Source organism: Streptomyces sp. V4I8 (assembly GCF_041261225.1).
In the GTDB taxonomy this organism is placed as follows: Bacteria; Actinomycetota; Actinomycetes; order Streptomycetales; family Streptomycetaceae; genus Streptomyces.
The window spans coordinates 1,584,329-1,604,402 of record NZ_JBGCCN010000001.1 but is presented as its reverse complement, the minus strand read 5'-3'; the positions used below and the strand labels follow the sequence as shown (position 1 = coordinate 1,604,402).

Sequence of the window (20,074 nt, the reverse complement as noted above, 5' to 3'; positions counted from 1 at the left end):
GTCGTGCGGTCGGGGCCACCCTAAGCGGCCCCGACCGCCCTGTCCCGGGTCACCAGCGCGGCAGCCGGAGTTCGTACTCCGGCTGGATCCGCCGCATGTAGCCGGTGTCGTCCCGGCCGCGCACCCCCGAGTCCACGTACAGCCGGTGGAGTCGGTCGAGGGCGTCGTGATCGAGTTCGACGCCGAGGCCCGGGCCCGTGGGGACTTCGACCGCCCCGTCGCGCAGCTGCAGGGCACCGGGGACGATCACGTCGTCGGCCGAGTTCCACGGGTAGTGCGTGTCGCAGGAGTGGTCGAGGTTGGGGATGGCCGCCGCGACATGGGTCATGGCGGCGAGGCTGATGCCCAGGTGGGAGTTGGAGTGCATCGAGAGGGCGAGGCCGAACGCCTCGCAGACCGCGGCCAGTTCACGGGTGCGGCGCAACCCGCCCCAGTAGTGGTGGTCGGTGAGGAGCACCTGGATCGCGTTCTGCTCGATCGCCGGGCGCAGGTGCTCCCAGGCGATCACGCACATGTTGGTGGCGAGGGGGAGCGGCGAGTCCTTCGCCACCTCCGCCATGCCGGGGATGGTCGCGGTCGGGTCCTCCAGATACTCCAGTACGCCGTCCAGCTCACGGGCGACGTACCGCGAAGTCTCCACCGTCCAGGCCGTGTTGGGGTCGAGGCGCAGTGGCCGGCCGGGGAAGGCCTCCGCCAGTGCCTTGATCGCGGCGATCTCCTCGTCGGGCGGGAAGACACCACCCTTGAGCTTGAACGAGCGGAAGCCGTACCGCTGTTGCATCAGCCGGGCCTGCTCGACGATCCCGGCGGGGTCCAGCGCCGCGCCCCAGTCGTCGCCCACCGCCGGGCGGCCGTCCAGGGCCGGGTGTTCGGCCCACTTGTAGAAGAGGTACGCCGCGAAGGGCACCGAGTCGCGGACCTTGCCGCCGAGCAGGTCGCTGACCGGGCGGCCGAGCAGCTTGCCCTGGGCGTCGAGGCAGGCGACCTCCACCGCCGAGGTGGTCCAGCCGCGCTCGTGCGAGCTGGGCACGGTGGGCAGCAGCGCGGCGTCGATCGCGGCCCTGACGGCCGTCGTGTCGAAGAGGTCCATGCCGACGACCACCTTCGCCGCCGCGTGCAGTCGCTCCAGGCGGGCGACGCCGCCCGGCGACTCGCCGAGGCCCACCGTGCCGTCCTCCAGGACGAGTTGGAGGATGACGCGCAGGGCGAGCGGTTCGTGGACGCCGTTGGAGTTGAGCAGGGGCGGGTCGCGGAAGGCGATCGGGGTGACGATCAGCTCGCGGATGCGGGTGCCGACGGTGGTGCTCATGCGCGGACCGCCTCCAGGCCGTGGTCGATCAGTTTCGCGAGCCGGGCGACATGCTCCGGCGTGGGGTCGACGAGCGGTGCGCGCACCCCGCCGACGTCGAGGCCCCGGAGGGTCACTCCGGCCTTGACCAGGGCCACGGCGTAGCCCGGGACCTCGTCGCGGAGTTCGACGAGGGGGCCGTAGAACTCGTCCAGGAGGGTCGTCACCAGCTCCCGGTCGTCGCGGGCCAGCGCCCGGTGGAAGGCCAGCGCGATCTCCGGGGTGAAGGCGAACACGGCCGAGGAGTACAGGTCGACGCCGATGCCCTGGTAGGCGGGCGCGGTCATCTCGGCGGTGGGCAGTCCGTTGAAGAACCGGAAGTCCGCGCCGCCCGGCACGGCACGCACGGCCCGGACGATGCGGTGCATCCGCTCGATGTCGCCGATGCCGTCCTTGAGGCCGACGACCTTCGGCAGCGCGGCGATCTCGGCCGCCGTGCTCTCGGTGAGGCGGGCATTGCCGCGCTGGTAGAAGATCACCGGCAGGTCGGTCGCGGCGGTGACCTCCTCGACGTACCGGAACAGGCCCTGCTGCGGCGCCGTCACCAGGTACGGAGGCAGCAGCAGGATGCCGTCGGCGCCGGCGCGTGCGACGCGGGCTGCCTGGTCGCGGGCCACCGGGGGCGGGCCGCCCGCCGCGGCCAGGACGGGGACGCGTCCGGCGGTCGTCTCGACGGCGACCCGCGTGGCACGCTCGATCTCGTCGGGCGTCAGGGCGTGGAACTCGCCGGTGCCGCAGGCGACGAACACGCCGCCCGCGCCCGCCGCGACTCCGGCCTCGATGTGCTGAGCCAGCCGTTCCTCGTCCAGTGAGCCGTCCGCGGTGAACGGCGTGACGGGGAAGAACAGCACTCCTTGGAACTTCATGTCTCTCTCAATGCGGGGGGTAGGGGTCAGCCCTTGGTGGCGCCGGCGGCGATGCCGGTGACCAGCGAGCGCTGGAGGAGCAGATAGACGACCAGGCTGGGGATCAGGGCGATGACCGCACCGGCCAGCACCACCCCGGATCCGACCTCGGGGTCGGTGCGCAGGACGGACAGGGCGACGGTGACCGTGTAGTCGGTGGGGTCCTTGGCGGCGATCAGGGGCAGCAGGTACTGGTCCCAGATCATGATGAAGCCGAGCACGCCGGCCACGCCGAGCGCGGGCTTGCACAGCGGCAGGATGACCTGCCAGAGCATCCGGAGCTCGCCCACGCCGTCCAGGCGGGCGGCCTCCTCGATCTCGGCGGGTATGTCCCGCATGAACTCGGTCAGCATCATCACCGAGAAGCCCCAGGCGCCCAGCGGCAGGATGACGCCCCAGACGGTGCCCTTGAGGTCCAGGTGGACCACGGGCACGTCACCGAGGACCAGCGACAGCGGGATCGCGATGACCTCCTCGGGCAGCATCAGCGTCATCATGAACAGCATCATGATCAGCGCCTGCCCGCGGAACCGGTGCCGGGCCAGCGCGTACGCGGCGAGCGTGCACACCACGAGCTGGAGCAGCAGGCCGCCGCCCGCGATGACGAGCGAGTTGCCGAGGTAGTCCCAGATGCCGCGCTCGCCCGCCACCCGGAAGTTCAGCAGGGTGCTGTCGTGCGGCAGGAACGACAGCGAGGAGCCGCTGGGGTTGGTGGTGAAGGCGCCCGAGAAGATCGTCAGGAACGGCGCCGCGAAGATGCCGAGGGCGATCAGACAGAGCAGGACGCGCAGGGCCCAGGCGAGCGAGGGCCTGTCGTTCCAGCCGAGAGCGGTGTCGAAGCGGGCCGGGGTGGTCCGCTGTGCCTTGGTGTTCCGTCCGGCCGGGGTGGCCGGGGCCACCGGCCGGACGGGGGCGGTGACGGGGGCGCTCATCGCGCTTCTCCCCTCTTGCGGAGGTAGTTGATCGTGACGGTGAGCAGCAGCGTCACGCCGAGCAGGACGACCGAGGCCGCGGAGGCGCCGCCGATGTCGTTGCGGGTGAAGCCCAGGGTGTAGGCGCGGGTCATCCACACGTCGGTCGACCCGGCCGGACCGCCGCCGGTGAGGACGTAGACCTCGGTGAACACGCGCAGTCCACGGATCGTGGCGAGCGTGAGCACGATCATGAGCGCGGGACGGATCGCGGGCAGCGTGATGTGGCGCAGCCGCTGCCACAGCGAGACGCCGTCCATCGCCGCCGCCTCGTACAGCGAGCGGTCCACGCCCGCGAGGCCGGCGAGGAGGATCACCATGTTGTACGGGGCCCAGATCCAGATGCCCATGGCCATCGTCGAGTACAGCGCGATGTTCGGGTTGTCGAGGAACTGCACCGGACCGAGTCCGAGGAGGTGCAGGCCGCTGTTGAGGAGGCCGTCGGAGGTCGGGTAGTACATCAGCCGCCACAGCTCGCCGACGACCGCCGTGGCCGTGACGGCCGGGAGGAAGACGGCGGTACGGAGGATCCTCAGCGAGCGGGCCTGGCCCTCCAGCAGCAGGGCGAGGACGAACCCGAGCAGGATCGCGCCGACCGACTGGCCGATGCCCAGGATCAGGGTGTGCCCGATGGCGTCCTGGAAGCGGTGGTCGGTCAGGACCCTCGTGTAGTTGTCGAGGCCGATCCACCGGTCGCCGAGGAAGGGGCGTACGTCGAAGAAGCTGAGCCAGATGCCCTTGGCCATCGGCCAGAACTTGAAGACGAGGGCGAGCAGCAGCCCCGGAGCCAGGAAGAGCCAGGGGACGACGGCCTTCTTGCTGAGGGCCTTCGTGGTGAAGGCCCTCTTGCCGGAGCCTCCGCGCGCCGCGGGGGCGGGGACGGTAGCGGTCATTTCAGCAGGTCCTGGTCCTTGAGGTCACCGGCGAGGGTGTCGTTCAGCTCCTTGAGCTGCGAGCGGACGTCACCACCGCAGTACGTGAAGATCGAGTTCAGCGCGTCGGCGGTGTCCTGCTTGATCGGGGCGAAGTCCGGCGCGTTCGGGAACTGCTGGGAGGCGTCCTCGTAGGCCTTCTGGACGACACTCCAGCGGGCGTCGTCGCGGACCTTTGCCGCGTCCAGCGTGGAGTTCACGGGGATGCGGACGACGGGCTGGTGGCCGTCGACGCCGGTCATGGCGATCTTCTGGCCCTCGGGCGAGACCAGGAACGCGGCCAGCGCCAGCTCCTGCCTGTCCTTGCCGGTCCTGGCGCCGAGGTAGACGTTCTCTCCGTCGGCCAGCACATCGCCGCCGGCCGGGCCCGCGGGGGCGGGAACGACCTCGTACTTGTCCTTGCCGAGGGTGCCGTCGAAGGTGGTGATGTTGTACGGGCCGGTCATGTACATCCCGGCGTTGCCGTCCTGGAAGTTCGTGGCGGTCGACGTCACGGCGGTGAGGGCGCCGGGCTGGACGACACCGTTGTCACCGCAGAAGAGGTTGTCCTTCATCCACGTCACGGCGTTCACGGCCGCCGCCGAGTCCATGGCGGGGGTGTACGTGCCCTTGCCGTCCGACTTGATGATCTCGGCGCCGCCCTGCCACAGGAAGCTCGCTCCCCACCAGGCGGCATAGCCGTTCTGGGCGCTGCCCGGCGCGACGATCCCATAGGTGTCGGCCTTGCCGTCGCCGTCCGGGTCCTCGGTGGCGAACGCCTTGGCGACGGAGAGCATCTCCTGCCAGGTCGTCGGCGCCTTCAGACCCAGCTTCTTCAGCCAGTCCGTGCGGATCATCAGGGTCTGGGCCTGACGGGAGTACGGGATGCCGTAGTGCTTCCCGTCGACGCCCACCGTGGAGGACCATGACTTGCCGGTGATCTGGTCGCCGCCCGAGATCGAGGCGGGGTCGATCGGCTTGAGCAGGCCCTGGCTCTGGTAGCTGCCCATCAGCGCCGTGTCGTTGATCATGACGTCCGGCAGGTCCTTGGTGGACGCCCGGCTCTGGAGCTGCTGGTCGAAGTTGATGACCGGCTGGTAGTCGATCTTGATGCCGGTCTTCTCGGTGAAGGCGGCGAAGACACGGTCGTAGGTGGCGGCGGAGTCCGGATTGCTCCGGGTCCACACCTCCAGCGTGTTCGGGTCGTCGCCGCCCGCACTGCCGGAACCGGAGCCGCACGCGGCCGTTCCGAACGCGAGCGCCGTGGCGACGAGCAGGGCGGCCGGGCGGCGACATCGTCGGTGATCCCGCATGGACACACTCCGTTGGATCTGGAGTTCATATGCATGAACAGCTTTCACGCATCTAAATGATCGGCCAAGCTACGAATCGTTTCGGCCGTATGTCAAGACATGACGGCGAGATTTCACCTCCCCTATAGGGCTGCGGCGGCCGGGGGCGGGTTCACGTCACCCACGGCAAACCGGCCACGGCGCGTTGTGTGCGACTCGGGGAGGCCGTACGCGCGTGCGACCAGTCGAACGGCGTGGGTCAAGCCTTTCCGTCGCGCGTCGGGCTTCTTCCCGGGTTCCGGGGTGACGCCTCTGTGCGGGATCTGTGAACCACCTGGCCGGGGCGCGCAGGCGCGGTGTGTGGATGCGGGAAGTGGGTCTTCACCAAACCCCCTCCCCGGGTGGCCTGAAGGCGCCTTGTTCGGTCAACTTCCCACGCATCAAGGTGGGTTGAGCACTTGAGCATCAGGAGTCACAAGCGTGTTGCTTGAGCCGTGCGGTCGAGCGCCCACGGTGATGACGGGGGAAACTGGTGCGGTGCACGTGTCGGCGTCGTCCTTGTGGGTGGCGTTTTCGTGCCCCGGGTCGGGAATGCCTCCCTCTGCCATCTCTTGGTGCCTTTGTCCGGTGCCCGAGACAGGGATAAGGAGGGGGAATGCCGATGAGCGCGGTCAGCGCCGCAAAGCCGACGTATCCCGGCGTCTACGTCGAAGAACTCCCCAGCAGCACCCGCACGATCTCGACCTTGACCACGTCCGTGACCGCCTTCGTGGGCCACACCCGGCGTGGTCCGCTGAACGAGCCGGTACGCGTCACCAGCTTCACGGAGTTCGAGCGCCGCTTCGGGGGCCTGAGTGCCCAGAGCGCCGTCGGCTACGCGGTCCACCAGTTCTTCGGCAACGGCGGCACCGTCGCGGTGATCGTCCGGGTCGCCAAGGCCGGCAGTGGCAAGGCCGCCTGCGTCACCCTCAAGTCCACCGAGGGCCACAGCGAGGGTCCCGTCCTCGAAGTGCACGCCAAGGAGCCCGGCCTCTGGGGCAACGGCCTGCGCGTCGCGGTCGACCACGACACACCGTGCCCCGACGAGACCTTCAACCTGCGGGTCTACGACGCCAAGGGCGACGCCCGCGAGAGCTTCACCGGCCTGTCAATGGACCCCGCGAACGGCCGCTACGCGCAGACCGTGATCAACGCGGGCTCCCGCCTGATCCGCGTCGAGGTCGTCGGCGAGGGCCGCCCCGACCCGTCCGGCACCGTCTCCAAGCCCTTCGGGGACCAGCTGCCGAACCTGGCCGTCGACCTGACCGTCAAGATCGGGGAGGTGGAGCGCGAGTTCACGCTCTACGACCCCGACTGCGACGGCGAAGCCCCATGCAGCGTCGCCGAGTTGGCGCTGCTCCTGGAGCGCAAGCTGCGCGCCCTGCCCGACGCGCCCGGCAAGCACGCCTTCGCGGGCGTCGAGGTCACCGCCTTCGGCCGCCGCATCCAGGTCGTCGCCGGCTCCACCGACCCCGAGGACGTCGTCCGCTTCCTCGGCGAGTGCGCCAACGACCTCGGCCTGGAAGCCTCCGTCAACCCGCCGGTCTTCCCGCTGGAGGGCGGCGAGGACGGCGCCGCTCCCGGCCCGCGCGACCTCATCGGCAGCGAGGGCGACAAGACCGGCATCCAGGCGCTGCGCGGCGTCGCCGACGTCAACCTGCTGGCGCTGCCGGAACTCGCGGCGTACGAGAAGACCGAGGACGCGCTCACGGTCATCTCGGCCGCCCAGCGGCTGTGCCAGGAGCGGCGGATCTTCCTGCTGGTCGACGCGCCGAGCACCTGGGTCGGCGTCGACTCCGCGCGCGCCGGGCTCGCCGCCTTCGACGCCGTGCGCGGCAACCACGCGGGCCTGTACTTCCCGCACCTCCAGCTCACCGACCCGCTCACGGGCCGGCTGCGCTCCTTCCCGCCGTCCGGCGCGATCGCCGGCGTCATCGCCCGCACCGACTCCGAGCGCGGCGTGTGGAAGGCCCCGGCCGGCACCGAGGCGCGGCTCGCGGGCGTGCACTCGCTCACCGTCAACCTCACCGACCGTGAGACCGGCCTGCTCAACCCGCTGGGCGTCAACTGCCTGCGCACCTTCCCGGTCACCGGCCCGGTCGTCTGGGGCGCACGCACGCTGGAGGGCTCGGACGCGCTCGACAGCGAGTGGAAGTACGTCCCCGTGCGGCGCCTCGCGCTCCACGTGGAGGAGAGCCTCCAGCGCGGCCTGCAGTGGGTGGTGTTCGAGCCCAACGACGAGAACCTGTGGCAGCAGATCCGGCTCGCCGCCTCCTCGTACCTGCACACGCTCTTCCGCCAGGGCGCCTTCAAGGGCGGTACCCCGCGCGAGGCGTACTTCGTCAAGTGCGACAGCGACACGACGACCACCGAGGACATCGAGAACGGCATCGTCAACGTCCTCGTCGGCATCGCACCCGTCCGGCCGGCGGAGTTCGTGATCGTCAAAATCCAGCAGACGTCCGGGCAGTTCGCGCTCTAGGCGCCGGGAATCGTGGAGAACTGAAGGAATCCGATGGCTGAGTTCACGGTCAACGCGCATCGCTTCGACCCCTACAAGAACTTCAAGTTCCTGGTCCTGTGGGACGGTCGCACGGTCGCCGGCATCAGCAAGATCAGTCCGCTGAAGCGGACGACGGAAGTCGTCAAGCACCGCCACGGCGGCGACCCCTCGTCGCCCCGCAAGTCGCCGGGCCGCTCCGAGTTCGAGGGCATCACCCTGGAGCGCGGCGTCACCCACGACCCCGAGTTCGACCGCTGGGCCAACAAGGTCTGGCAGGTCGGCGCGGGCCTCGGCTCCGAGGTGTCCCTCGCCGACTTCCGCAAGGACATAGTCATCCAGGTCCTCAACGAGGCCGGCCAGGTCGCCGTCTCGCACAAGCTGTACCGGACCTGGCCCAGCGAGTACCAGGTCCTCGGCGAGCTGGACGCCAACGCCAACGCGGTGGCCATCCAGTCGCTGAAGCTCGAGTGCGAGGGCTGGGAGCGGGACTACGAGGTGCCCGAGCCGGAGGAGCCCTCCTTCCTCAACCCCGCCTGACCAGCGGGTAGTCGAGGGGGAACGAGATGGCGATCACCGGGGCGGCCGAGCTGCTGGCCACCTGGGAGGCGGGCCTCGCCGAGGCATCGACGGGGCGCGCCCTGCTGCTGCACCGCACGGCGCGCCCGGACGTCGACGCCGCGACCCTGCCGGTGCTGCCGGTGGGGGAGCGCGAGGCCGACCTGTTCGCGCTGCGCCGCGCCCTGTTCGGGGAGCGCATGCAGGTGCGGCTGGCGTGCTCGGCGTGCGGCGCGGACATGGAGTTCGACCTGGACGCCGGGGAGTTCGCGCGATCGCTCGGCGGGCCGGGTGACTCCGCGGTGCGGGTCGAACAGGACGGCTGGGACGTGGAGTTCCGGCTGCCCGGTGTCGCCGACCTGACGGTGGCGGCCCGGGCGGCCGACCCGCGTAACGCCCTGCTCGCGCGGTGCCTCGTCTCGGCGGTACGCGACGGGGCGCCGGTCGACGCCGCTGATCTGCCGGTCCCGGTCCAGCGCCGGATCGCCGAGGCGGTCGAGGCCGCCGACCCGGGCGCCGACGTCACGCTCAACATCGCCTGTCCCGAGTGCGGCGACGCCACCCGGGCCGAGCTGGACATCGCCTCCTACCTGTGGACCGAACTGGACGCCTGGGCACGGGACTTGCTGCTCGACGTCCATCTGCTGGCCACGTCGTACGGCTGGAGCGAGCCGGAGATCCTGGCGCTCAGCCCGCTGCGGCGCCGCTACTACCTGGAGCTGTGTGCGGATGTCTGACGCCGAAGGGGCACCGGTGCCCGACTTCCTCGACCGGCTGATCGCCCGGCACACCCCGGCCGCCGCCGGGCCGCGCCCGGGTGTGGTGCGGGTACGTCCCCGGCTGCCCGGCCCGTTCGAGCGGGTCGAGGCGGTACGGAGCACGGCACCGGACCCGGACGACGGCACCGACCTGCTGTGGCCCTCCACCACGCCCTCGGCAGTACGGCAGGGGGAAGCGCCCCGCCCGGCGACGCCCCCGGCCCGGCCGCACACGGAACGGGAGCGGACGGTCGTACGCACCGAACGCGCCCCGTCCGACCCGGGGCCGCGGCCCGCCCCGAGGGCCCTGCCCGAGACGCCGCTGCTGCGCCCCGTCGCGCCGCTCGCCGCGGAGCCGCGGCCGACGCCCGACGCCGTGCGGCGGGGGGCGGGCCATGGGCGTCCGGACCGGAGCGCATCCCGGACCGCGGCGGCCGTACCCATCCCCCCGGGTACGGACGCCGCTTCCCCCGCCGCCGTGTCCGCGGCGCTGCGCCCCAGCGCCGCGGACACGGCGGCAGCCAGGGACGCCGTACGGCAGGCCGCCGCGCGGCGCCCCTCGCGGGCGCCCGAGCAGGTGGTGCAGGTGCAGATCGGGCGGCTGGAGGTGACGGCCGGACCGTCACCGTCCGGCGGGGCCCGGCAGCGTACGCCGTCCACGGAGCGACCGGGCGCGACCTTGAGCCTGGCCGACTATCTGGCGCGAGGGCGGGAGTGACATGACGGATCGAGGAACCGAGGAACCGACTTCATGAGCAACGCACTCGCCATCGCCCACGTCACCCAGGCCCTCGCCCTGCTGCTCGCGTCCAACGTGGGCCCGGAGTTCGACGAGGCCGTCAAGGTGGAGCCGCACAAGCCGCCGACGGAACCGCCGGACCACCCCACGCTCAACGTGTTCCTCTACCAGGTCACGCCCAACACCTCGATGCGCAACAACGACCTGCCGACCCGGGCGTCCGACGGCACCCTGGTGAAGCGACCGGCCGCCGCGCTGGACCTGCACTACCTCATCAGCGCGTACGGCGACGAGACCACCCTGGTCGGGCAGCGGCTGATCGGCTCCGTGGTGCGCACCCTGCACGAGATTCCGATTCTGCCGAAGGACGTCGTCGAAGAGACCGGTCAACTCCCGCACCTGGCGGGCAGCGATCTCGCGGAGGCGGCGCAGCGGGTGCGGTTCACGCCCAGGGTGATGGACATGGACGAGACGTCGAAGCTGTGGGGGATGCTCTACCAGACGCCGTACTCGCTGTCGGTGGTCTACCAGGCGACCCTGGTCCTCATCGACGGGCGCGAGAAGCCGGTCCCGGCGAAGCCGGTGGAGCGGCCCGAGGTACGGGTGCTGCCGTTCGGGGCGCCGGGCGCGCCGGCCCTTCCGGGCGCGGACACGAAGGTCGAGGCGCCATCAACCGAGCCTGTACCGGCGGGAGTTGTCAAGACGGCCGCCGACGGCCCCGGGCCGGGGAGCGGCGCCGCCAAGAAGACCGCGAAGGCACCGGCCAAGACCGTCGCCAAGGCTCCGGCACGGGCCCGCAAGGCCCCCCGGGTGACCAAGTCGACCCAGCCGGAGCCCCGCAAGGGCACGGAGGGCTGAGCGGGGATGGGGACCACGGGGGCAGGTGAGGGCATGGGGACGAACGGGCCGCGAGCGACCGGTACTTCGGGTGCGGCCGCCGGACACGAGATGGGCACGACGCTGACCGCGGAGATCCGGCGTGTCCTGTCCCGCGTCGACGCCCACGCCGCCGGCGCCGGTGCGGCGTCCGCCCCGGAGCCCGACGCACCGACCACCGCAGGCTCCGCGCGCCCGGCGCCGCCGGCCGTCCCGGGCACCGCCCCCCTCGACGCCCTCGTCACCTGCTTCGGCCTCACCCCCTTCGAACGCGACCTGATCCTCCTCGCCGCCGCCGACGAACTGGACCCCACGGCCGCCGCCCGCTGCGCCGCGGCCTGCGGTGACCCCCAGCGGGCGTACCCGACCTTCTCGCTCGCCCTGGCCGCCCTCGCCGAACCGCACTGGAGCGCGCTCACCCCCGTCGCGCCGCTGCGGCGCTGGCGGATCGTCGAACTCGACGACGAGTCCCGGCTGACGACCTCGCGGCTGCGGCTCGACGAACGCATCCTGCACTTCCTCCTGGGCTCGCCCTACCTCGACGCCCGTCTGCACGGCCGCCTGCGCCGCACGCCGGTGCCGGAGCAGCTGCCGCCGTCGTACGACCTGGCCGCGAGCCGGGTCGCCGAGGGCTGGACGACGGGGGCGAGCCCCGACGCGCCGCTGCTCGTCGAGGTGACCGGCGGTGATCTGCGCAGCCGTGCCGACATCGCCGCCGCGGCGGCCGCTCGGTCCGGGCTAGGGCTGTACGCCACGGGCGCCGAGGACATCCCGGCCGACCCTGCCGAACGCGACCGCCTGGCCCGCCTGTGGCAGCGCGAGGCGATCCTGCTGCCCGCCGCGCTGCTCGTCGAGGTGGGCGACCTGGACCGCGACCAGCGGGCGGCGACCGAGGCGTTCCTGGCCGGGGCGGCCGTACCCGTCGTCGTATCGAGCGAGGACCCACTGCGCTCGGACCGGCCGCACGGCGCACGGGTGGCGGTACCGCGCCTCGACGACGACGAGATGCTCGAGCTGTGGGCCCAGGCGTTCCACCCGGTCGCCGACCTCGACGAGGGTGAACTGCGTTCCCTGGTCGCCCAGTTCCAGCTGCCCCCGCACGTCATCCGGTCCGCCGCCGCGACCGTACGCCGCCGACTGCCGTACGAGGACTCCCTCGACGCCGCCGAACTCGCCTGGCGGGCGGGCCTGGAGGAGGCCCGGATCGGCATGGACGAGCTGGGCCGCCGGATCGAACCGCAGGCGGGCTGGGGCGACCTGGTCCTGCACGACCGGCAGACCGGCGTGCTGCGCGAGATCGTCGCCCATGTGCGGCAGCGGGCCACCGTCCACCAGGAGTGGGGGTTCGCGGGCACCCTGCGGCGTGGCCTCGGCGTCACGGCCCTCTTCGCGGGCGGCTCCGGCACCGGCAAGACGCTGGCCGCCGAGGTCATGGCGCGGGAACTCGGCCTCGACCTGTTCATCGTCGACCTCTCCCAGGTCGTCAGCAAGTACATCGGCGAGACCGAGAAGAACCTCCGCCGGGTCTTCGACGCCGCCGAACGCGGCGGCGCGCTGCTGCTGTTCGACGAGGCCGACGCGCTCTTCGGCAAGCGCAGCGAGGTCAAGGACAGCCACGACCGGTACGCCAACCTGGAGGTCAGCTACCTGCTGATGCGGATGGAGGCCTACCGCGGCCTCGCCATCCTCACCACCAACATGAAGAAGGCCCTCGACACCGCCTTCCTGCGCCGCATCCGCTTCGTCGTCGACTTTCCCTTCCCGGCCGAGCACGAGCGCGCCGAGATCTGGCGCCGCGTGCTGCCCTCGAAGGCCCCGGTCAAGGACATCGACCCCGGTCTCCTCGCCCAGCTCACCGTCGCGGGCGGCTCGATCCGCAACATCGCGCTGTCCGGGGCCTTCCTCGCGGCCGAGGAGGGCGACCGGCTCCAGATGCGGCACATGCTGGCGGCGGCCCGCACGGAGTACCAGAAGCTGGAGCGCTCCCTGACGCCGGGGGAGGTGCGGGGGTGGGTGTGAACGGGGGGTTCCGTGACGCGCGTGAGAGCCGCGAGACGCGCGAGTCCCGTCACGACCGGGAACCGCGTGAGATCCGGGTGGAGATCGGCGAACTCGCCCTCCACGGCTTCCGCGTGGACCCGGAGCGGGTGTCGGCCGCGTTCGAACGCGAACTGGCCCGCCTGGTCCGCGCCCATGGCGTCCCGCTCGCCGCCGACGGCGCCCTGACCCTCGACGCGCTGTCCGGCCTGCCGCCCCTGCCCGCGGGCCTGTCCGCCCGCCGCCTCGGCCAGGAACTGGCCCGCGCGGTGCACGAAGGACTCAGCGGACACGGGGAGGTGACACGATGAGCGCCCAGTCCCAGGACGCCCGTTCCGAGCAGGCCGCCGAACAACGCCGCCGCAAGCGCAAGGAGCGGGCCGCCAAGTCCCGTACGCCCGAGCCGAAGGAGATCGTCAGCGGCGCCGGGCAGCCTCTCGACCCGGGCGTCCGGCGGGAGTTGGAGGAACGTCTCGGCCACGACCTCGGCCGGGTACGCCTGCACACCGACCGGGACGCCGGTCAGCTGACGGAACTCCTCGGCGCCGACGCGGTCGCCGTCGGCCAGAACATCTTCTTCCGCGAGGGCGCCTTCAAGCCGGGCACGGACGAGGGCCGCCGCCTGCTCGCCCACGAGCTCCTGCACACCGTCCAGAACCCGCACGGCCTCGGGACGCTGCGCGCGGGCCGGGAGCTGGGGGCGGTGAGCGTGCCGCAGCAGGCCATCGAGCGGGAGGCGGAGTCGGCCGCCCAGGATCTCGTACGTCCTTCGGCGGCCGGCCCGCAGGAGTCCACGGCCGACGTGGCGGAGGACCAGGCCACACCGGGCTGGCTGCGCTACACCACCGTCGACGCCGACCGGAACCGCGCCGAGGCCATCGACCCGGCGACTCTGGTCGACCGCCTCGCGAACTCCCTCGTACGTTCCCTGCGCGGCGACCCCGAGGACCTGTCCCAGCGCACCCGCAAGCAACTCGCCCGGCTGCCCGAGGAGTTGCTCGACGGAGTCCTCGTACGCCTGGAGAGCCGGCTGCTCGGCTCGGAGCACGACCGCGTCCTCGACCTCGTCGACGAGATCGAGGCGTACGACGACTACGCCGAGGACGGTCTGGAGCGGGACGCGCACGACGCTCCGGAGATCGAGCCGGACACGGCCGACGAGGTGCGGACCGAGCGCGAGAACGCCGCGCGCTTCGCTGAGGAGCGGCGGGCGGAGGAGGAGCGGCCCCGGATCGCGCCCGGGCCGGAGAAGGACCAGACCGCCGAGGAAGGCGCCGACGGCAGCACCCCGCAGAACGGCGGGACGCAGGAGCAGGGGAGCACTCCGCAGGGCGGGGGTGCGCCCGGCGGGGCGCAGGAGCAGGAGGCGTCGGCCGGGCAGGGATCCGGGACGGCGGGGGTCCCGGCATCCGGTGGGGGCGCGGCCGCGGCTCGTGAGAAGCAGGACTCGTCCGCCTCGGAGGGGTCGGGCGGTGCTGCGCGGCAGGGCGCGAGGGACTCCGCCGACTCGGCATCGGGCAAGGAGAAGGACAAGGGCGGTCCGCAGCAGACCGAGGAGCAGACCGAGCGCGCGGACGCCGCCGCCGCGAGCAAAGAGGAGTCCGCGGCGAAGAACCGCCCAGGCGCGGCCGAGGCTGCCGTTGCCGGACGCCGGCTGAAGCAGCAGGACAAGCGGGGTCAGCAGAAGCCGACCGGTTCGCCGACGGCGGCCGGCAAGGACACCCGGCTGCCCGGCAAGCTCAGCACGCTCGACGGCCAGCGCAACCAGGATCTCGCCGGCCAGGAGGAGGAGACCGACGACGACCCGTTCGGCTCCGGCAGTGAGTCGGAGGTCGAGGTCGGCGGTGAGGAGCCGAGCGCCTGGGACGTCAAGCTCCAGCCGGAGGACTTCGTTCCGCAGCAGGACCTCGACGTGTCCGCCGTACCGACCGCCGACGAGCTGGACCCGTCCGCGCCCGCGACCGCCCGGACGGCCCCCTCGTTCCCGGCCCCGCCTGCGACGAGGGCCGAACAGGTCGAGGCCGAGCGGGAGGCGGAGGACGCCGAGGACGAGGCGGCGGAGCCCGAGGAGGAGGCGGCCGAGTCCGTCGAGGAGCCGGAGTCGTCGGCGCCGGAGACCGAGGGCGGGCCGGACAGCCTTGCCGGGCTGGGCGGTCCGGCACCGGACCAGTCCACGCGACCCGTGCCGGGGACCCGCGACCCCAAGAGCGGTGACGACCCCAAGGCCGGGCCGGTGGCCGCGCAGACCACCGTGCAGGAGGCACCGGGCAAGCAGGACGGGAAGTCCGAGGGCGGCACCGAGGCCAGGGAGCCGGCCGCCAAGGAGGAGAAGGGCACGGACGCGGCGGGCGACAAGGGAGCCACCGCGCCCGAGAAGGAGTCCCAGCAGGCCAAGGGGGGCCAGTCGGCGCAGAGCGACGCCGGGGCGAAGGAGGCCGACGGGGGCGGTGCGCAGGGGGCACAGGGCGAGAAGGTTGGCGGGTCCGCGGACGTGTCGTCCGTCGGCGGGGGTGGGGTCACGGCGCCCGGGGCGTCCGACGGGACGGGCGGTGCCGGTACGGCGAACTCGTCCGGGTCGGCCGGGACTTCGGGGTCGGCCGGGACTTCCGGGGCTTCCGGTGCATCCGGGGGCGTGTCGGCCGGTGAGGCGCCGGCGCAGGAGAGCCGTACGGAGGCCCCTGCTCGTACGGAGACATCGGCGGCGCCCGCATCATCCGCATCCGCATCCGCGCCCGCCGCCACGAAGTCGGACCCGGCGGCGGCCTCGGCGAAGGCGGCCCCGGAACCGAAGGCCGAGCGGGAGAGCGCACCGGCGCCGAAGGCGGCGCGTGGCGGTGCCGGTGGTGGCGGAGGAGCAGGCGGCGGGGGTGGCGCCGGACCCGCCCCGGCCTCCGGCAAGGGCAAGCAGGACACCGCGCCGGTCCCCAACCTCTCCGGGGTCTCGCCGGAAGCCGGACTGGCGACGGCGTCGAAGCTCAAGCCGCACAAGGCACTTCAGGCGATGGGCGGGGTCGGCGGCGCGGTGGACCGCACGGTCGGCGACGAACACAAGACGCTGGCGTCCGCGCCCCCCTCGATGCAGCGCCCGGCGGGTGCGCCGCAGACGTTGCAGGGCAAGCCGAAGTCGGACGCCCCGGCCGAGTACTCGCAGGACAAGCCTCAGGAGGCCGAGGCTCCCGAGCAGGAGAACGCCGAGGTCGAGGGCGCCAAGGAGCCCGAGGGGCAGATCGAGGCGGAGAAGGCCGAGGAGCCCAGCGGCTGGGACACCTTCAAGATGGCGCTCGGCTTCGGCATCGGCAAGGTGGCGAGCTGGCTCGGCTTCGAGGTGGATCCGCAGGAACTGGCCGCCAAGTTCGCCGGCCTGCCCACGAAGGACGAGGCGCTCAAGCAGGCCCAGGCGGGCAACGCGCCGGGCGTGGAGCTGAGGGGCGCGGCGGAGGACAGCGCCGGTCAGCAGGACGGCCATGTCGACGCCAAGGGCCAGGAAACCGTTTCCACGGCACGCGACGACTCCGGCCGGGCGATGGGCGAGGACCAGGTCTACCCCAACGCCCCCAAGGAGGAGATGCGGGCCAAGGTGCCGGGGGCGCAGGGCGGCGAGGGCGTGGCCGTCGACGGCGGCGGCGCGACCGGCGCCGTACCGCCCGAGGCGGCCTCCGAAGTGGCCGAGCACGAGCAGGGGCCGCAGGTCCAGGCCGCGTTCAACGACGGTCAGAAGGGTGTGTCCGAGGGCCGGCAGGCCAAGGACCGGGACTTCCGCGACTCACAGGCCAAGCACAAGCAGCAGGTCGACGCCGAGATCGGGCGGAACACCGAGACGCAGGCGGGCGAGCGCGAGAAGGCGATGGGCGAGGTCACCGCCCAGCGCGAGGACTGGCGCACGGAGCAGGACCAGGAGCTCAAGAGCCTCGGCGACAAGAAGGCCGACCGGCACGACAAGGTCCGCAAGGACGTCGAGGACAAGGAAAAGCAGACCGACGACGACGTCGAGAAGGAGAAGGAGGGCAGCGACAAGAAGATCCAGGACGAGAGCGACAAGGCGGAGCGCGACGCGGAGAAGCAGCGCGACGGTGCCGTCGAGGACTCGGGCAACTGGATCACCAAGGCCTTCGACTGGATCAAACAGAAGGTCATCGAGATCAAGAACGCGATCGTCCGGGTCATCCGGGCGGCGCGGGACGCGGTCGTCGGCTTCATCAAGAACTTCAAGGAGACGGTCGAGCGCTGGATCAACGAGGCCCGCAAGAACATCGTCGAAGCGATCAAGAATTTCATCAGGGAACTGATCGAGTTCGCGGTGGCGATGGTGCGGGCGGTCATCGAACTGGCGGCCCGCATCCGCAAGTTCATCACCGACCTGATCGCGGCGGCCATCGCCCTCGTCCAGCGTCTGGCCGAGGCGCTGAAGCAGGCGATCAGCGACCTCCTGGACGCCATCGGCAAACTCCTGAGCAGCATCCTGGACGTCCTGAAGAAGGCGCTCCTGGACGTCGTCAAGGCGATCGTGGACGCGGTGAAGGCCGTCCTCCAGTTCGCCTCCCGCATGCTCAGCGCACTGGGCGAGTTCATGCTCATCGCGGTCGACTTCCTCTCCGACCCCGGTGGCTGGCTGAGCGGCGCCAAGAACTCCGCCGTGGACGGCGCGAAGAACCACCTGTTCCGCGAGGTCAAGGCGGCCGTCAAGGACTGGTTCCAGTCCAAGATCGAAGAGATCATCGGCGTCCCGAAGGCCATCCTGGACAAGCTGATCAAGGGCGGCATCTCCCTCGAACAGATCGTCAAGGAGACCTGGGACGCGATCGTCCCCCAACTCCCCCTGATCATCGGCGAGATCGTCATCACCAAGGTCATCGCCAAGCTCATCCCCGGCGCGGGCTGGGTGATGGCGGTGATCGACGCCATCCGCACGGCCATCGGCGCCCTCGGCGAGATCCTCCGCGCCATGGGCGCCGTCCTCGACTGGCTCAAGGCCGTCCGCCGCGGCGGCGCCGGCGTCCTCTTCGCGAAGGCGGTCGCGGCGGGCATCGTGGCCCTGCTCGAACTCGCCTACGAGGCGCTGCTGAGCGGCATCGGCAAGTACGTGGCGAAGGTGGGGCGGCGCTTCAAGGACATCGCGGCGAAGCTCGGCGGCAGGGGGAAGGGGGAGAAGCCGGGCGGGGGGAAGGGCGCGGGGGCGGACGGGGCGGATGACAAGGGCAGGAACAAGAAGCCCGAGACCGACCCCATGAAGAAGCCGGGCACGGATGCGAAGACGCAGACGGCCACGGCGCCGAGGCCGGGGCAGGGCAAGGACGGCGTCCCCGGAAAGCCGAAGACACCGGCCGACGCGAAGACGCCCACGACACCCACGGCCAAGGACAAGAACGGCAAGCCGAAGGACAAGGACGAGAAGCCGGACACAAGGCCGACTGCGCCGCCCGAGCCGAAGCCGAAGGCGGAACCGCCGGCCAAGCCGAAGCCCGAGCCGGACGCGAAGCCGAAGGGTACGGACGGCAAGGGCACGGACACGTCCAAGCCGAAGGACGACAACAGGGACAGCGCGGGCAAGCCCAAGGAGGCCGACGGCAAGTCGCCGGACAAGCCGAAGGACCAGGACCCGACAAAGCCGAAGTCCGAGGACAAGGACGCCCCGGGCAGGCGCAAGCCCGGTGCGGAGAAGGACCGGGATCGGGACAAACCCAAGGACAAGGACGGCGACAGGACCGGAAAGCCGAAGAAGAAGGACGAAGACGGTAAGCAGCCGAAGCACGAGTCCAAGGACCCGAGGAAGCCGAAGCGCGACAGGCACACGGACGGAAAGCCGAAGGACAGGGACCGCAAGAAGGAAAAGGAGCAGACGAGGGGCCGGCGTAAGAAGGAAGAGGACTCCAAGGATTCCAAGGACGCCCGCCTGGCAAAGATCGTCGCGCGCATCAGGCCGCCGATTTCCCGGCTCCTGGGCAAGGGAGTTCAGGGCGTGGTCCTGCGGGGCACGCTCGCGGCACTACGGGCATGGCATCGGCTCACGAGTCTGACCCTCGAGAGCGGCAACGTGGCCGACATCATCGCCCGTCTGAACCCGGACGTTCGCGTGACAAAGGCCCTCACGCTCAGCGAGCGTGAGTTGCTGGATCTCCTGGACGAGGTCGCCTATGAGATCCTCGACGCGCCGGTCACCGCGGAAGGCGCGGACCGGATCGCGGAGGACTCGCAACGGTCGACGGAGAAGTCCCGTCACTTCCATGTCCCCGCCGGCGTCGGGTTCGCCTCGGTCGCCCGCTTCATGCGTGCGCAGGGCGACAGGATGGCCGGTCACAGGGAGTCCTACGTAACGGACTTCTTCGAGTACGAGCACGATTCCGGCCATGCGTCGACCGTCGCCCATTACACCAAGGGGGAATCGGAACGCATCAGGAATGCCGTCGACAAGAGGGTCTACTCGTCTTCGAACACTGCCACAGATCTCGCAAGGAACCGGGCCGCGGCCGACGACCTGCACCTGCAGCGCGGTCTTGTGAAGCGCCAGCGGGCGGACGGATCCAGCGAGCGGGAACTGCGCTACTTGCAGCGGAGGAATCGGGACCCGGAGCCGAATGTCGCCGACCGCCTCATGGGTACCGTGCAGGAGGGCCAGGCGCTGGCCGGTGACGTCGAGCACATGACCGCCGGTGGGCGAATCCCAGGACAGGCGGGACTGGACGCGGCGTTCTTCGGAACTCTCGCGCTGGCGAAGGAAGCGCATCGTAACCCTCGGGCCCTGGTGACGTCGGGAATGATGCTGCAGATGGCCTCGCAAGGACAACTGGTCACCGGGGTCACTCCGACGACAGCCCCCGCCGATGCCCTGGAGCGGATGCAGGTGCAGCAGGGCGCCGCGTTCCCGATGAGGGATGCGCTCGCCTATCTGCCCATGGAACAGCAAGGCGCGATGAAGGCATTCGGTGACCTCGAACAGCAGCGGGCAGAGAACCCTCGTGCAGGAGCGGAGGAAGAGTTTCGCCGCAAGGGGCCGAAGACCCTTTCCGGCCGTGAAATCCTGGCACTGCAACTCTGGATAAAATCCCTGGACATCAAGACCGACAGCGGCGGCGAAATCAAGACGAAGGAACAGCTCAAGGAGCAGATTCGCCGGAAGATGGCTGAACTCTACGGACTTTAGGA

13 protein-coding genes are annotated in these 20,074 nt (G+C 71.2%); 8 read left to right on the top strand and 5 right to left on the bottom strand.

Annotated elements, in window-relative coordinates; all coding sequences use genetic code 11:
* Positions 1-49 precede the first annotated feature (49 nt).
* The 5 genes from ABIE67_RS07195 to ABIE67_RS07175 are packed head-to-tail and all read right to left on the bottom strand — an operon-like array spanning position 50 to position 5,448.
* On the bottom strand, positions 50-1,309 hold the full coding sequence (locus ABIE67_RS07195) for a glucarate dehydratase family protein (protein WP_370255151.1): 1,260 nt from the start codon (positions 1,307-1,309) through the stop codon (positions 50-52).
* Entirely contained in the window at positions 1,306-2,214 is a 909-nt protein-coding gene (locus ABIE67_RS07190) for a 5-dehydro-4-deoxyglucarate dehydratase (RefSeq protein WP_370255149.1), read from the bottom strand. The genes ABIE67_RS07195 and ABIE67_RS07190 overlap by 4 nt, the downstream gene beginning before the upstream one ends.
* A gap of 26 nt (positions 2,215-2,240) precedes the next feature.
* On the bottom strand, positions 2,241-3,185 hold the full coding sequence (locus ABIE67_RS07185) for a carbohydrate ABC transporter permease (RefSeq protein WP_370255147.1): 945 nt from the start codon (positions 3,183-3,185) through the stop codon (positions 2,241-2,243).
* Positions 3,182-4,117 (bottom strand): carbohydrate ABC transporter permease, encoded by a 936-nt coding sequence (locus ABIE67_RS07180; protein ID WP_370255143.1) that lies wholly within the window; start codon positions 4,115-4,117, stop codon positions 3,182-3,184. The genes ABIE67_RS07185 and ABIE67_RS07180 overlap by 4 nt, the downstream gene beginning before the upstream one ends.
* Entirely contained in the window at positions 4,114-5,448 is a 1,335-nt protein-coding gene (locus tag ABIE67_RS07175) for a sugar ABC transporter substrate-binding protein (RefSeq protein WP_370255141.1), read from the bottom strand. Before ABIE67_RS07175 ends, ABIE67_RS07180 begins: the two co-directional genes overlap by 4 nt.
* A 634-nt stretch (positions 5,449-6,082) precedes the next feature.
* Here ABIE67_RS07175 and ABIE67_RS07170 point away from each other — a divergent pair.
* The 8 genes from ABIE67_RS07170 to ABIE67_RS07135 are packed head-to-tail and all read left to right on the top strand — an operon-like array spanning position 6,083 to position 20,072.
* Complete coding sequence (locus ABIE67_RS07170; RefSeq protein WP_370255137.1) at positions 6,083-7,948, top strand: phage tail sheath family protein; 1,866 nt, start codon at positions 6,083-6,085, stop codon at positions 7,946-7,948.
* A 33-nt stretch (positions 7,949-7,981) separates the two neighbouring features.
* Positions 7,982-8,506 carry a phage tail protein gene (locus ABIE67_RS07165; RefSeq protein WP_004003113.1) on the top strand — a complete coding sequence of 175 codons (525 nt, stop codon included), beginning with the start codon at positions 7,982-7,984 and terminating at the stop codon, positions 8,504-8,506.
* A 26-nt stretch (positions 8,507-8,532) separates the two neighbouring features.
* The gene (locus ABIE67_RS07160) at positions 8,533-9,261 is read left to right on the top strand and encodes a hypothetical protein (protein WP_370255133.1); all 729 of its coding nucleotides are present in this window, start codon (positions 8,533-8,535) and stop codon (positions 9,259-9,261) included.
* Positions 9,254-10,000: a hypothetical protein gene (locus ABIE67_RS07155; RefSeq protein WP_370255131.1), complete on the top strand. Its 747-nt coding sequence runs from the start codon at positions 9,254-9,256 to the stop codon at positions 9,998-10,000. Before ABIE67_RS07160 ends, ABIE67_RS07155 begins: the two co-directional genes overlap by 8 nt.
* Before the next feature lie 33 nt (positions 10,001-10,033).
* Positions 10,034-10,879 carry a DUF4255 domain-containing protein gene (locus ABIE67_RS07150; protein WP_370255129.1) on the top strand — a complete coding sequence of 282 codons (846 nt, stop codon included), beginning with the start codon at positions 10,034-10,036 and terminating at the stop codon, positions 10,877-10,879.
* Between the two features lie 33 nt (positions 10,880-10,912).
* On the top strand, positions 10,913-12,916 hold the full coding sequence (locus ABIE67_RS07145; protein ID WP_370255127.1) for an ATP-binding protein: 2,004 nt from the start codon (positions 10,913-10,915) through the stop codon (positions 12,914-12,916).
* Positions 12,907-13,245 (top strand): hypothetical protein, encoded by a 339-nt coding sequence (locus tag ABIE67_RS07140; protein WP_370255125.1) that lies wholly within the window; start codon positions 12,907-12,909, stop codon positions 13,243-13,245. Before ABIE67_RS07145 ends, ABIE67_RS07140 begins: the two co-directional genes overlap by 10 nt.
* The gene (locus ABIE67_RS07135) at positions 13,242-20,072 is read left to right on the top strand and encodes a DUF4157 domain-containing protein (protein ID WP_370255123.1); all 6,831 of its coding nucleotides are present in this window, start codon (positions 13,242-13,244) and stop codon (positions 20,070-20,072) included. The genes ABIE67_RS07140 and ABIE67_RS07135 overlap by 4 nt, the downstream gene beginning before the upstream one ends.
* Positions 20,073-20,074 lie beyond the last annotated feature (2 nt).